Origin of the sequence: Pseudomonas sp. BF-R-24, from assembly GCF_019947335.1 — a bacterium.
Taxonomy (GTDB): Bacteria; Pseudomonadota; Gammaproteobacteria; order Pseudomonadales; family Pseudomonadaceae; genus Aquipseudomonas; species Aquipseudomonas jessenii.
In genome coordinates this window covers 1-13,081 of the sequence record NZ_JAGYGG010000068.1, presented here as the reverse complement: position 1 = coordinate 13,081, position 13,081 = coordinate 1, and the positions used below count along the sequence as shown (strand labels likewise).

At 60.7% G+C, this 13,081-nt stretch carries 12 protein-coding genes; 9 read left to right on the top strand and 3 right to left on the bottom strand.

All coding sequences use genetic code 11. The features are described 5' to 3' along the window. Positions 1 to 171 precede the first annotated feature (171 nt). Together KGA98_RS27765 and KGA98_RS27760 are read right to left on the bottom strand one after the other, a co-directional pair. Complete coding sequence (locus KGA98_RS27765) at positions 172 to 1,665, bottom strand: CoA-acylating methylmalonate-semialdehyde dehydrogenase (protein ID WP_090452969.1); 1,494 nt, start codon at positions 1,663 to 1,665, stop codon at positions 172 to 174. Between the two features lie 177 nt (positions 1,666 to 1,842). Beyond that, complete coding sequence (locus tag KGA98_RS27760) at positions 1,843 to 3,192, bottom strand: aspartate aminotransferase family protein (RefSeq protein WP_057712120.1); 1,350 nt, start codon at positions 3,190 to 3,192, stop codon at positions 1,843 to 1,845. Between the two features lie 138 nt (positions 3,193 to 3,330). On the opposite strand from KGA98_RS27760, the gene KGA98_RS27755 reads away from it, so the two are divergent. The 6 genes from KGA98_RS27755 (at position 3,331) to KGA98_RS27730 (ending at position 9,841) form a co-directional block, all read left to right on the top strand. Continuing rightward, positions 3,331 to 4,251 (top strand): LysR family transcriptional regulator, encoded by a 921-nt coding sequence (locus tag KGA98_RS27755; protein WP_007971880.1) that lies wholly within the window; start codon positions 3,331 to 3,333, stop codon positions 4,249 to 4,251. Between the two features lie 195 nt (positions 4,252 to 4,446). Continuing rightward, complete coding sequence (locus tag KGA98_RS27750; RefSeq protein ID WP_150815109.1) at positions 4,447 to 5,097, top strand: TetR/AcrR family transcriptional regulator; 651 nt, start codon at positions 4,447 to 4,449, stop codon at positions 5,095 to 5,097. 6 nt (positions 5,098 to 5,103) lie between these two features. Continuing rightward, the gene (locus KGA98_RS27745) at positions 5,104 to 5,685 is read left to right on the top strand and encodes an IMPACT family protein (protein WP_223504846.1); all 582 of its coding nucleotides are present in this window, start codon (positions 5,104 to 5,106) and stop codon (positions 5,683 to 5,685) included. Between the two features lie 546 nt (positions 5,686 to 6,231). After that, on the top strand, positions 6,232 to 7,797 hold the full coding sequence (locus KGA98_RS27740) for an ABC transporter ATP-binding protein (RefSeq protein ID WP_223504844.1): 1,566 nt from the start codon (positions 6,232 to 6,234) through the stop codon (positions 7,795 to 7,797). An 11-nt stretch (positions 7,798 to 7,808) separates the two neighbouring features. Further along, entirely contained in the window at positions 7,809 to 8,915 is a 1,107-nt protein-coding gene (locus tag KGA98_RS27735) for an ABC transporter permease (protein WP_223504842.1), read from the top strand. After that, positions 8,915 to 9,841: an ABC transporter permease gene (locus KGA98_RS27730; RefSeq protein ID WP_223504840.1), complete on the top strand. Its 927-nt coding sequence runs from the start codon at positions 8,915 to 8,917 to the stop codon at positions 9,839 to 9,841. The genes KGA98_RS27735 and KGA98_RS27730 overlap by 1 nt, the downstream gene beginning before the upstream one ends. Here KGA98_RS27730 and KGA98_RS27725 read toward each other — a convergent pair. Beyond that, positions 9,838 to 10,329 carry a hypothetical protein gene (locus KGA98_RS27725; protein ID WP_223504848.1) on the bottom strand — a complete coding sequence of 164 codons (492 nt, stop codon included), beginning with the start codon at positions 10,327 to 10,329 and terminating at the stop codon, positions 9,838 to 9,840. The genes KGA98_RS27730 and KGA98_RS27725 overlap by 4 nt on opposite strands. A gap of 83 nt (positions 10,330 to 10,412) precedes the next feature. On the opposite strand from KGA98_RS27725, the gene KGA98_RS27720 reads away from it, so the two are divergent. The 3 genes from KGA98_RS27720 (at position 10,413) to KGA98_RS27710 (ending at position 12,992) form a co-directional block, all read left to right on the top strand. Continuing rightward, positions 10,413 to 10,769: a MerR family transcriptional regulator gene (locus KGA98_RS27720; protein WP_154861310.1), complete on the top strand. Its 357-nt coding sequence runs from the start codon at positions 10,413 to 10,415 to the stop codon at positions 10,767 to 10,769. A 19-nt stretch (positions 10,770 to 10,788) separates the two neighbouring features. Continuing rightward, the gene (locus tag KGA98_RS27715) at positions 10,789 to 11,478 is read left to right on the top strand and encodes an SDR family oxidoreductase (RefSeq protein WP_223504838.1); all 690 of its coding nucleotides are present in this window, start codon (positions 10,789 to 10,791) and stop codon (positions 11,476 to 11,478) included. A gap of 155 nt (positions 11,479 to 11,633) precedes the next feature. Then, on the top strand, positions 11,634 to 12,992 hold the full coding sequence (locus KGA98_RS27710; RefSeq protein WP_218495129.1) for an 8-oxoguanine deaminase: 1,359 nt from the start codon (positions 11,634 to 11,636) through the stop codon (positions 12,990 to 12,992). The last annotated feature ends 89 nt before the right edge of the window (positions 12,993 to 13,081 follow it).

The window sequence follows — 13,081 nt, the reverse complement described above, 5'->3', positions numbered from 1 at the left end:
ACCCTTGCCTCTGGCTAACACTTCCCCTTGCCGGGTGTGTAGAGGACTTTCACCTCCAAGTCACCAGCGAGGCCACCACAGCCAAGCTGGTTGCGCTTACGCGCAACGCGCCATGCCTGGCGCACAAACAAAAAGGCCGACCCAATGGGTCGGCCTTCTGCGCCCTTCTACTTACAAGCTAGGGAACGCGAATTGCGAAGCCTCGTGGCTCGCACGCTGTGGCCAGCGCTGGGTGATGGCCTTGCGACGGGTGTAGAAGCGCACGCCATCCGGGCCGTAGGCATGCAGGTCGCCGAACAGCGAACGCTTCCAGCCGCCAAAGCTGTGATAAGCCACCGGCACCGGCAGCGGTACGTTGACACCGACCATGCCGACTTCGATTTCGTCGCAGAACAACCGCGCGGCTTCGCCGTCACGGGTGAAGATGCAGGTGCCGTTGCCATATTCGTGATCGTTGATCAGTTGCATGGCTTCTTCCAGGCTGTTGACCCGAACAACGCACAGCACCGGCCCGAAGATCTCTTCTTTATAGATGCGCATTTCTGGCGTGACGTTGTCGAACAGGCAACCACCCAGGAAGAAGCCTTCCTCGTGACCAGCGACGGTCAGGCCTCGGCCGTCCACCACCAGTGTCGCGCCGGCAGCTACGCCGTCTTCTACATATCCGCTGACCTTGTCGCGCGCCTGGCCAGTCACCAGTGGGCCCATGTCCAGGCCGCAGTTGGTACCGGCACCGATTTTCAGCGCCTTGATTTGCGGAACCAGTTTGGCCACCAGTGCATCGGCCACCTGGTCACCCACGCACACCGCTACCGAGATTGCCATGCAACGCTCGCCGCAAGAACCGTAAGCCGCGCCCATCAGTGCGCTGACGGCGTTGTCGAGGTCTGCATCCGGCATCAGCACCGCGTGGTTCTTCGCACCGCCCAGGGCCTGGACGCGCTTGCCACGCTTGGTGCCTTCGGAATAGATGTATTCGGCAATCGGCGTCGAACCCACGAAGCTCAGCGCTTTGACTTCCGGCGCTTCGATCAACGCGTCCACCGCAGTCTTGTCACCGTGTACCACGCTCAGCACGCCTTTGGGCAAGCCAGCCTCCAGCAGAAGCTGTGCAATCAGCAGCGTCGAGCTCGGGTCACGCTCGGAAGGCTTGAGGATGAAGCAGTTACCGCAGACGATCGCCAGCGGGTACATCCACAACGGCACCATGGCCGGGAAGTTGAACGGAGTGATACCGGCCACCACGCCCAGCGGCTGGAAGTCAGACCAGGCGTCGATGTTCGGTCCGACGTTACGGCTGTACTCGCCCTTGAGGATTTCCGGAGCCGCGCAAGCGAACTCGACGTTCTCGATGCCGCGCTTCAATTCACCGGCAGCATCTTCCAGGGTCTTGCCGTGCTCTTCGCTGATCAGTTGGGCGATACGCGCTTCGTTCTGCTCCAGCAGTTGCTTGAAGCGGAACATCACTTGGGCACGCTTGGCCGGCGGCGTGTTGCGCCAGGCCGGGAATGCAGCCTTGGCCGCGTCGATGGCGCTCTGGATGGTTTCGCGGGTCGCCAGCGGCAACTTGTGAATTGCCTGACCGGTAGACGGGTTGAACACATCAACCGCGCGACCGTTCTCGGTCACCAGTTCGCCATTGATCAAATGCGGAATAACGCTCATGGAAGCTCCTGAAAAGTTGTCCACAGGCGTCCGTTAAAGAGCGCCTGCTATATAGATGCTTTTTGTAGGAGCGAGCTTGCTCGCGAAGATGGTGAGGGCGCCGCGTTCATCCAGGCGGCCCCCACTATCGTTTACGTCCATCGCGAGCAAGCTCGCTCCTACAGGTGTGTTGTCAAATCAGTCGATCTTGCTCAGCACTTCGCCGACCGCGTCGAACAGACGATCCAGGTCCTGCGGCTTGCTGTTGAAGGTTGGGCCGAACTGCAGGGTGTCGCCGCCGAAGCGTACGTAGAACCCGGCTTTCCACAGCGCCATGCCGGCTTCGAACGGACGCACGATCGCGTCGCCGTCACGTGGAGCGATCTGGATCGCGCCGGCCAGGCCGTAGTTGCGGATGTCGATGATGTTCTTGGTGCCCTTGAGGCCGTGCAGCGCATTTTCGAAATGCGGTGCGACTTCGGCCACGCTCTGTACCAGGTTTTCCTTTTGCAGCAGGTCGAGTGCTGCCAGGCCAGCGGCGCAAGCCACCGGGTGCGCGGAATAGGTGTAGCCATGGGGGAATTCAACCGCGTATTCAGGTGTCGGCTGATTCATGAAAGTCTGGTAGATCTCGGAGCTGGCAATCACCGCGCCCATCGGGATCGCACCGTTGGTGACTTGCTTGGCGATGCACATCAGGTCCGGTGTCACACCGAAGGTGGTAGCACCGAACATGGTGCCGGTACGGCCGAAACCGGTGATTACCTCATCAAACACCAGCAGGATGTTGTGCTGGTCGCAGATTTCACGCAGACGCTTGAGGTAACCCTGTGGCGGCACCAGCACGCCAGCGGAACCGGCCAATGGCTCGACGAATACCGCCGCGATGTTCGACGCATCGTGCAGTTCGATCAGCTTCAACAGTTCGTCAGCCAGGGCGATACCGCCCTGCTCCGGCATGCCACGGGAGTAAGCGTTGCTTGCCAGCAAAGTGTGCGGCAGGTGATCGACGTCCATCATCGCCTGACCGAACAGCTTGCGGTTGCCGTTCACGCCACCGAGGCTGGTGCCGGCGATGTTCACACCGTGGTAGCCACGGGCACGGCCGATCATTTTGGTCTTGGTCGACTGGCCCTTCAGGCGCCAGTAAGCACGGACCATTTTTACAGCGGTGTCAGCGCACTCGGAACCCGAGTCGGTGAAGAACACGTGGTTGAGGTTGCCCGGGGTCAGGTCGGTGATTTTCTCAGCCAACTGGAAGGACAGCGGATGGCCGTACTGGAAGCCTGGCGAGTAATCGAGGGTGCCCAGTTGCTTGGCGACCGCTTCCTGGATTTCCTTGCGGGTGTGCCCTGCGCCACAGGTCCACAGACCGGACAGCGAGTCATATACCTTGCGGCCCTTGTCGTCGATCAGCCAACTGCCTTCGGCGCCAACGATCAGCCGTGGGTCGCGCTGGAAGTTGCGGTTGGCGGTGTAAGGCATCCAATGAGCATCGAGCTTGAGCTGGCTGGCCAGGGAAGTCGGTGCGTTTTCAGGCTGGTTCATGGGCGTAACCTCGCAAGGCAATAAGCGGCGTAAGGATTGAAAACCGTTGTTGCAGCTAAATTGCCACGGGGATAAAGTCGGTGAAATCCAACTTTTCTAATGTTCAGTCAGCCAACTACTAAACTTTGAGTAACCCGCATGAGTACTCGCCGTCCCGATCCGCTGGCCCAGGTCAGCGACTTTGATATTCGCCTGCTGAGGATTTTCCGCAGCGTGGTGGAATGCGGCGGCTTCTCCGCGGCGGAGACCGTGCTGGGCATCGGTCGCTCGGCGATCAGCCAGCAGATGAGCGATCTGGAGCAACGCCTCGGCCTGCGCCTGTGCCAACGGGGACGTGCCGGGTTTTCCCTGACCGAAGAAGGCCGCGAGGTCTATCAATCAGCATTGCAGCTGTTAAGTGCGCTGGAAAGCTTCCGCACCGAGGTCAATGGCCTGCACCAGCACTTGCGCGGCGAATTGATCATCGGTTTGACGGACAACCTGGTCACCCTGCCCCACATGCGCATCACCCATGCCCTCGCGCAATTGAAAGAACGCGGCCCGGACGTGCAGATCCAGATTCGCATGATCGCGCCCAATGAAGTCGAGCAAGGCGTGCTCGACGGTCGCCTGCACGTCGGCGTGGTACCGCAGGCCAGCGCATTGTCGGGGCTGGAGTATCAACCGCTGTATAGCGAGCGATCGCTGTTGTACTGCGCGGTCGGTCACCCGCTGTTTTATGTCGACGATAAACAACTGGACGACGAACGCCTGAACAGCCAGGACGCCATCGCCCCGACCTTTCGTTTGCCGGCGGAAATCCAGGCCCATTATCAGGCGCTCAATTGCACCGCCAGCGCCTCGGACCGCGAAGGCATGGCCTTCCTGATCCTGACCGGACGCTATATCGGTTACCTGCCGGATCACTACGCGAGTCTTTGGGTACAGCAAGGCCGGTTGCGAGCGTTGAAAGCAAAAACACGCTTCTATGACCTCAGCCTGGCGTCGGTCACACGCAAGGGGCGCCGACCGCATCTGGTGCTGGAGAGTTTTCTCGAGAGCCTGGCCGCGACGCGTTGAAAACTGTGGGAGCGGGCTTGCTCGCGAAGGCGGTGTGTCAGTTACATGAGTATTGACTGGGACGACGCCTTCGCGAGCAAGCCCGCTCCCACATTAGATTGCGGTGCAGTGTTTTATTGTGTGAGGTCTTGTCTGAAGCCGGTGGGTACGTTATCAACGCACTGGCCGTCCCCACCCACCCGTTCGGAAGTGCTTATGACCTTTGAAGTCCCAGCCCACGGCGCAAAATCTGTCAGCCGCATTCGTCAGAAAAACGAAGAGACCATCATCAAGGCCGCCGAAGACGAGTTCGCCCGTCACGGTTACAAAGGCACGAGCATGAACACCATCGCCCAGAATGCCGGGTTGCCCAAGGCAAACCTGCATTACTACTTCACCAACAAGCTCGGTTTGTATGTGGCGGTGCTGAGCAACATCATCGAGCTGTGGGACAGCACGTTCAACACCCTCACCGCCGAGGACGATCCGACCGAAGCCTTGACCCGCTACATCCGCGCCAAAATGGAGTTCTCCCGGCGCCAGCCGCAAGCCTCGCGGATTTTCGCCATGGAAGTCATCAGCGGCGGCGAGTGCCTGACCGAGTATTTCAACCAGGACTATCGCGCCTGGTTCCAGGGTCGTGCGGGCGTGTTCCAGGCCTGGATCGACGCCGGTAAAATGGACCCGGTCGATCCGGTGCACCTGATCTTCCTGTTGTGGGGCAGCACCCAGCACTACGCCGACTTCGCCACGCAGATCTGCCGCGTCACCGGGCGTACCAAGTTGACCAAACAGGACATGGAAGACGCCGGGGATAACCTGATCCGCATCATTCTCAAGGGCTGCGGCCTGAAACCTGCCATCTAAGCACTTATGCCATTTACCCTCAGCGGTTTTTGCGAATACCGCGAAGAGATTCGCAAGAGCCGCTTCATTACCTTCGCCGCGCCGATCTCCAGCCCGGCCGAAGCCCAAGCGTTCATTGAACAGCACAGCGACTTGAATGCCTCGCACAACTGCTGGGCCTGGAAGCTCGGTGATCAGTACCGCAGCACCGATGATGGCGAGCCCGGCGGTACGGCCGGCCGGCCGATTCTGGCAGCGATCGAGGCACAGAATTGCGATCAGGTCGCAGTGCTGGTGATTCGCTGGTATGGCGGCATCCAACTGGGCACCGGGGGGCTAGCCCGGGCCTATGGCGGAGGTGCAAACAAATGCCTGCAAGCGGCGCCAAAGCTCGAGCTGATCAGCCGGGTGCCACTGCATTGCGCTTGCGGATTTGCCGAGTTGGCTCTGGTCAAGCTGCGGGTGGCGGAGGCAGGTGGACTGGTTGTGGATGAAAGCTTCACCGCCAATGGTGTCGAGTTGCAGTTGGCCGTAGGCGATGTGCAAATCGACACCTTGCAGTCACAACTGGCCGATTTGAGTCGCGGGCGAATTTTGTTACGGCGCTAAAAGGCTTCAGCACCGGCTGCAATTTTTTGGGGCGCGCCGCTTTTTCACTTATTCCATATTTGCCCACATCTGCTGTGCACCCGCCTGTGGATAACCTGAGCACATACCGCTGTAACCCTTTTGTCATGCGGCTTTGCGGACTTTGCTCAATTTTCGTCCAATCTGCCATCAAGCACGTCAAATTCAAATAAAAACAAATAGTTACAACGGTTTATCGCCTTTAGAAGTAGCCACTCAGTGCTTATGCCCGTGCAGTGAGCTTGCGCACAAATACTGTGGAGCAATCTGTGGATAACCCGTTCATGGCCGTCTCGGCGCCCTGTACGGTATGGCTTGTGGTCGATTGCTCATTTTTTGAGCAAAACCGCACGAGCAAAATCGGGGCTTGATTTGCGCCATTGCCCCCATGTGGTGCCGGGCTGTGCGTGACACATTTGAAAGCTGCGTACTGAACGCCTCTGGTCGCAGGACTTCGAGATTTTCCTGACCTAGTGGCCAGAAAATTGCTTTATCCACAGGCACAAGTCCAACAGCACTGAGCCTGTCATGCCCAATCACGCTCCAATCCCTGATCCAGTTCCGCGCCTGCAACTGCGCAGAATCACAAAACGCTACCCCGGCTGCCTGGCCAACGATGCCATCGACCTGACCATTGCCCCTGGCGAGATCCATGCCCTGCTCGGCGAAAACGGTGCGGGCAAAAGCACGCTGATGAAGATCATCTACGGCGTTACCCACGCCGATTCCGGCGAGGTGATCTGGCAAGGTCAGCGGGTGAGCCTGCGCAACCCGGCCCAGGCCCGGGGTTTGGGAATCGGCATGGTATTCCAGCATTTTTCGCTGTTCGAAACCCTGAGCGTGGCACAGAACATCGCCCTGGCCATGGGCGCGGCGGCAGGCACACCCAAACAGCTTGAGCCGAAGATTCGCGAAGTGTCCCGGCGCTACGGCATGACGCTGGAACCGGAGCGACTTGTCCACAGCCTGTCGATCGGTGAACGCCAGCGGGTGGAAATCATTCGCTGCCTGATGCAGGACATCCGCCTGTTGATTCTCGATGAACCGACTTCGGTGCTGACGCCGCAAGAGGCCGATGACTTGTTCGTTACCCTGCGCCGACTCGCCGTCGAAGGCTGCAGCATTTTGTTCATCAGCCACAAGCTCGGGGAAGTGCGTGCGTTGTGCCACAGCGCAACGGTTTTACGAGGCGGTCGGGTGGCCGGGCATTGCGTGCCGGCCGAGTGTTCGAACCAGCAACTGGCGCGCTTGATGGTCGGTGAAGTGGCGGAGTTGATCGCTGACTATCCGAAGGTTACCGGAGGTGATGCGTGCCTTGATGTCCGTGGATTGTCCTGGCACAACCCGGACCCATTCGGCTGCTCGCTTGCCAACATCGACCTTGAAGTGCGCCGCGGTGAAATTGTCGGCATCGCCGGTGTCGCCGGCAATGGCCAGGATGAGTTACTGGCCTTGCTCAGCGGCGAAGCACTGCTGCCCCGCAACGCCAGCGCGACGATCCGTTTTGGCAAGGAGCCAGTCGCCCATTTGCGTCCCGATGCTCGCCGCCAACTTGGCCTGGCGTTCGTCCCCGCCGAACGCCTGGGTCATGGTGCGGTGCCGGAACTGAGCCTGGCGGACAACGCGCTGCTGACTGCTTTCCAGCACGGCTTGGTGAGTAACGGCCTGATCCAGCGCGGCAAAGTCGAAGCACTGGCCGAGGAAATCATCCGCCGTTTCGGGGTCAAGACACCCGATAGCCAGGCGCCGGCCTGCAGCCTGTCCGGCGGCAACTTGCAGAAATTCATCCTCGGTCGGGAAATCCTTCAGCAACCCAGACTGCTGGTCGCCGCACACCCGACCTGGGGCGTGGACGTCGGTGCCGCCGCCACCATTCACCGCGCCTTGATTGCCTTGCGCGATGCCGGCGCGGCGATCCTGGTGATCTCCGAAGACCTCGACGAACTGTTCCAGATCAGCGACCGGCTCGGCGCCTTGTGCGGCGGTCGGCTGTCGGCGCTTCACGCCACCGTCGACACCCGCCTGAGCGATGTCGGCGGCTGGATGGCCGGCCAGTTCGGCGCCCCCCAATCACTCGCATCCGCCACGCGTTAACGGAGTGTCACATGCTGCTTTCTCTTGAACCTCGCGGCCAGCAATCGCGCCTGATGCTGTGGTGCTCGCCGTTGCTGGCGGCTGCACTGACCCTGGGCTGTGGATCGTTGTTGTTTATCGCGCTCGGGCATGACCCGTTGCTGACCTTGCACACCTTGCTGATCGCACCGGTCAGCGACCTGTACGGCGTCTCCGAATTGCTGGTCAAAGCCCTGCCGATTCTGCTCTGCGCATTGGGCCTGGCCGTCGCCTATCAGGCGCGCATCTGGAACATCGGTGCCGAAGGTCAACTGCTGCTCGGTGCGTTGGCCGGCAGTGCGTTGGCGGTGAACATCATCGATATGCAAAGCCGCTGGGCGCTGGTGTTGATCCTGCTTACCGGCACCCTGGCGGGCGCTGCGTGGGCCGGGCTGACGGCTTGGTTGCGCACGCGCTTCAACGCCAATGAGATCCTGACCAGCATCATGCTCAACTACATCGCACTGAACCTGCTGCTGTTCTGCGTTCACGGCCCTTTGAAAGATCCCGCCGGGTTCAACTTCCCCGAGTCAGCGATGTTCGGTGACGCCAGCCGTCTGCCGCTGCTGATGGACGAGGGTCGGGTCCACACCGGGGTTTACTTCGCCCTGCTCGCGTTGGTGGCGGTGTGGGTGCTGTTGCAGAAAAGCTTTGTCGGTTTCCAGATCAAAGTGCTCGGGCTGGACAAGCGTGCCGCCGGCTTCGTCGGCTTTCGCGAGAAGCGCCTGATCTGGCTCGCGCTGTTGATCAGCGGCGGCCTGGCGGGGCTTGCCGGTGTGTGCGAAGTCACCGGTCCCATCGGCCAGTTGGTGCCGCAGGTCTCGCCGGGCTACGGCTATGCGGCGATCACCGTGGCGTTTCTCGGTCGTCTGAACCCTGTCGGCATCCTGTTTTCCAGCCTGTTGATGGCGCTGCTGTACATCGGTGGCGAAAGCGCACAAATGAGCCTGAACCTGCCGCAAGCGATCACCCAATTGTTCCAGGGCATGATGCTGTTTTTCCTGCTGGCCAGTGATGTGCTGATTCTCTACCGACCGCGTTTGAACCTGCGCTGGGCCCGCCGCGCGCAATCCACCGTCGTACAAACAGGAGCGATGTGATGGATATCGATCTGCTGAGCAATATTTTCTACGCCATGCTCCGCTGCGGTACGCCGTTGTTGCTGGTGGCGCTGGGGGAACTGATCTGCGAGAAAAGCGGCGTCCTCAACCTGGGCCAGGAAGGCATGATGCTGTTTGGTGCGGTGATCGGTTTCATCGTCGCGTTCAATACCGGTCACCTGTGGCTCGGCGTGTTGCTGGCAATGCTCGCCGGGATGCTGTTGTCGTCGCTGTTTGCCCTGGTGGCGCTGGTGTTCAACGCCAATCAGGTGGCCACAGGTCTTGCCCTGACGATTTTCGGCGTGGGCCTGTCGACCTTCGTCGGTGCGGCGTGGGTCGGCAAGCCGCTGGCGGGATTCGAGCCGGTGGCGATTCCCTATCTGAGTGAAATCCCACTGATCGGGCGGATGCTGTTTGCCCAGGATCTGCTGGTGTATCTGTCGTTCGCGTTGTTTGCATTAGTGGCCTGGGTGATTCTGAAAAGCCGCGTCGGGCTGATCATTCAGGCGGTCGGGGAAAACCCGGATGCGGCCAGCGCCATGGGCTTGCCGGTGTTGGCCGTGCGGACCTTGGCGGTGTTGTTCGGCGGTGCGATGGCCGGATTGGCCGGGGCTTACCTGTCCCTGGCTTACACGCCGATGTGGGCGGAGAACATGAGCGCCGGGCGCGGCTGGATTGCCCTGGCGCTGGTGGTGTTCGCCAGTTGGCGGGTGTGGCGCCTGCTGCTCGGCGCGTACCTGTTCGGGCTCGCCAGCATCCTGCACCTGGTGGCGCAGGGACTGGGGCTGGCGATTCCGTCGAGTCTGCTGGCGATGTTGCCGTATGTCGCGACCATTGGGGTGCTGGTGCTGCTGTCCCGGGATGCGGTGCGCACACGGTTGTATGCGCCGGTGTCGTTGGGGCAGCCGTGGCAGGCTGGGCATTAGTGGTTGTTTGGGCGGGCCTCTTCGCGAGCAAGCCCGCTCCCACATTGGATGGGTGTGAACTCGGTCAAATGTGGGAGCGGGCTTGCTCGCGAAGGCGTCCGAACAGGCAACACTTGAGCAATGCCCCACGCCAATTCAAACACCAGAAAAACCACCAACAGCGAACTCGCGCCATGGATCAGGGCATAAGCCTGCCAGGCCGAGAACAGGAATCTGCCCACGGCGTCATACCGCCCATAAACCTGCTGCGGATCACGAATCCGCAACACCGCCCATACGCACACAATCGAGCCCAACAAATTCGCCATCAACATGTGCACCGGCTCGAACGGTGGCAGCTCACCGGGCAAACTCAACGCCTGACTCACCCACGTCAAAATCCCATGCAACGCCGCAAAACTCCACGGCGTGACAAACGCGACCGTCACGATCAGGTCATACCAGGCACTGCCTTGCACCAACCGGCGATATTGCGTTGTAGTCCACATCGACATTGCTCCATCAATTCAGGGAGCAACAAGGCTAAAGCCTGGAGTATGCTCCAGGGTCAAGCCCCCCTCGAGACGTCATGATGCGCATCGGTGAATTAGCCCAGGCCAGCGCCGTCAGCCGCGACACGCTGCGCTTTTACGAGCAGCGCGGATTGATTGCGGCGCAACGCAGCGCCAACGGGTATCGCGACTATCCGCCAGACATGGTGCAACTGGTGCAGTACATCAAGACCGCGCAACGGCTGGGCTTTACCCTCGGCGAGATCGGCAACAGCGTCGCTACAATCTGGAAATCGCCCGATCCGGACAGCGCCGTCACGCAACTGCTGCAAGACAAACTCAAACTGATCGAAGCCCGCATGGCCGAACTCGGCGCACTGCGCGAAGAGTTGCAACAACGGCTCGGGCAACAGTGTCCATTGAATCCACGACTCTGAATTTTCAAGGAAGCCACTCATGTCCAAGGCAAAAAACGCGCTCATCATCGGCGCCTCCCGGGGGCTTGGCCTCGGGCTGGTGAAAACCCTGTTGGCCGATGGCTGGCAAGTCACCGCCACCGTGCGCGATCCGCAAAAAGCCGAAGCCTTGCAGGCCCTGGGCAAGGTGCGGATCGAAACGCTCGACATGGACGATCAATACGCTGTGTCCGCCCTGAGCCAACAACTCAAGGGCGACGTGTTTGACCTGTTGTTCGTCAATGCCGGGGTCAAGGGGCCGGATGTCCAGACGCCGAACGGTGGCGCGACAATGGCCGAAGTCGGTCAGCTGTTTTTCACCAACGCCGTGGCGCCGATCAACCTGGCCCAGAGTTTTGTCGAGCAACTGCGACCGGACACCGGCGTGCTGGCGTTCATGAGTTCGGTGCTGGGCAGCGTGACCATGCCCGATGCGCCGGAACTGGCACTGTACAAGGCCAGCAAGGCGGCGCTGAACTCCATGACCAACAGCTTCGTCACTCAGTTGGGCGAAACCAGGCTCACCGTGCTGTCGCTGCACCCGGGCTGGGTGAAAACCGACATGGGTGGCGAAGGCGCGGACATCGACGTGGAAACCAGCACCCGTGGCCTGGTCGATCAGGTGAATGCGTATGTCGGCAAGGGTGGGCATCACTTCATCAATTACCGGGGCGAAACCATTCCCTGGTAATACCGCCGGGTTGCATCTGCCTGTCGGGTCGGGCTTGCCCGCCGGGCCGTTTTGATCGACACTTCGCACCTCGCCTCCCCGGCGAACCTGGATCAGCAGACAGGGCAACACTGAGCTGGCAACCCTGAACCCAACTTTCAGAGGAGCCGGCCAACATGCCTGCGACCCGTACCTGGTTAAAGAATCCCCTCGCCATTTTCACGTCCAATGGTCTCGATGCCCGTGGCGGTCTGGTGCTGCAAGACGGTTTGATCGTCGAAGTACTCGGCGCCGGTCAACAACCGTCCGCACCGTGCAATGAAGTGTTCGATGCCCGCGAACATGTGATCCTGCCGGGCCTGATCAACACCCATCACCACTTCTATCAAACCCTGACCCGCGCCTGGGCGCCGGTGGTCAATCAGCCGCTGTTCCCGTGGCTGAAAACCCTGTACCCGGTCTGGGCACGACTGACCCCGGAAAAACTCGCCCTCGCCACCAAAGTCGCGTTGGCTGAATTGCTGCTGTCCGGTTGCACCACCGCCGCCGACCATCACTACCTGTTCCCGGAAGGTCTGGAAAACGCGATCGACGTGCAGGTCGAGAGCGTTCGTGAACTGGGCATGCGCGCCATGCTCACCCGTGGATCCATGAGCCTCGGTGAAAAGGACGGTGGCCTGCCGCCGCAACAGACCGTGCAGGAAGGCGAAGTGATCCTCGCCGACAGCCAGCGGTTGATCGCCGAGTACCATGAACGCGGTGACGGCGCGCAAATCCAGATCGCCCTGGCACCGTGCTCGCCGTTCTCGGTGACGCCGGAAATCATGTCGGCCAGCGCCGAACTGGCGAACAAACTCGACGTGCGCCTGCATACCCACCTGGCAGAAACCCTCGATGAAGAAGATTTCTGCCTGCAGCGCTTCGGCCTGCGCACCGTGGACTATCTGGACAGTGTCGGCTGGCTCGGCCCCCGCACCTGGCTGGCCCATGGCATCCACTTCAACCCGGATGAAATCGCCCGCCTCGGCGCCGCCGGCACCGGTATTTGCCATTGCCCGAGTTCGAACATGCGCCTGGCCTCGGGCATCTGTCCGAGCATCGAGTTGACCGATGCTGGTGCCTTGCTTGGTTTGGGTGTGGACGGTTCGGCATCCAACGATGCCTCGAACATGATGCTCGAAGCGCGTCAGGCCCTGTACATCCAGCGCCTGCGCTACGGCGCCGAGAAGATCACCCCGGAGCGCGTGTTGGGCTGGGCGACCAAGGGTTCGGCGAGCCTGCTGGGCCGTACCGATATCGGCGAGTTGGCGGTGGGCAAGCAGGCTGACCTGGCGATGTTCAAGCTCGATGAACTGCGCTTCTCCGGCAGCCATGATCCGGTGTCGGCGTTGCTGCTGTGTGGTGCTGATCGCGCGGATCGAGTGATGGTCGGTGGCAAGTGGCGGGTGATCGACGGACAGGTCGAAGGGCTGGATCTGAAGGGGTTGATTGCTGATCACAGCCAGGCGGCACGGCAGTTGATTGCAGGGGTCTGACAAACACCGAGTAAAAAATGTGGGAGCGGGCTTGCTCGCGAAGGCGTTGTATCAGTCGATATTTATGTGACTGACACACCGCCTTCGCG

Bases quoted from the DNA above. Each gene is read 5' to 3' on its own strand.
- KGA98_RS27765 (WP_090452969.1), bottom strand. From the start codon at position 1,665: ATGAGCGTTATTCCGCATTTGATCAATGGCGAACTGGTGACCGAGAAC.
- KGA98_RS27760 (WP_057712120.1), bottom strand. From the start codon at position 3,192: ATGAACCAGCCTGAAAACGCACCGACTTCCCTGGCCAGCCAGCTCAAG.
- KGA98_RS27755 (WP_007971880.1), top strand. From the start codon at position 3,331: ATGAGTACTCGCCGTCCCGATCCGCTGGCCCAGGTCAGCGACTTTGAT.
- KGA98_RS27750 (WP_150815109.1), top strand. From the start codon at position 4,447: ATGACCTTTGAAGTCCCAGCCCACGGCGCAAAATCTGTCAGCCGCATT.
- KGA98_RS27745 (WP_223504846.1), top strand. From the start codon at position 5,104: ATGCCATTTACCCTCAGCGGTTTTTGCGAATACCGCGAAGAGATTCGC.
- KGA98_RS27740 (WP_223504844.1), top strand. From the start codon at position 6,232: ATGCCCAATCACGCTCCAATCCCTGATCCAGTTCCGCGCCTGCAACTG.
- KGA98_RS27735 (WP_223504842.1), top strand. From the start codon at position 7,809: ATGCTGCTTTCTCTTGAACCTCGCGGCCAGCAATCGCGCCTGATGCTG.
- KGA98_RS27730 (WP_223504840.1), top strand. From the start codon at position 8,915: ATGGATATCGATCTGCTGAGCAATATTTTCTACGCCATGCTCCGCTGC.
- KGA98_RS27725 (WP_223504848.1), bottom strand. From the start codon at position 10,329: ATGTGGACTACAACGCAATATCGCCGGTTGGTGCAAGGCAGTGCCTGG.
- KGA98_RS27720 (WP_154861310.1), top strand. From the start codon at position 10,413: ATGCGCATCGGTGAATTAGCCCAGGCCAGCGCCGTCAGCCGCGACACG.
- KGA98_RS27715 (WP_223504838.1), top strand. From the start codon at position 10,789: ATGTCCAAGGCAAAAAACGCGCTCATCATCGGCGCCTCCCGGGGGCTT.
- KGA98_RS27710 (WP_218495129.1), top strand. From the start codon at position 11,634: ATGCCTGCGACCCGTACCTGGTTAAAGAATCCCCTCGCCATTTTCACG.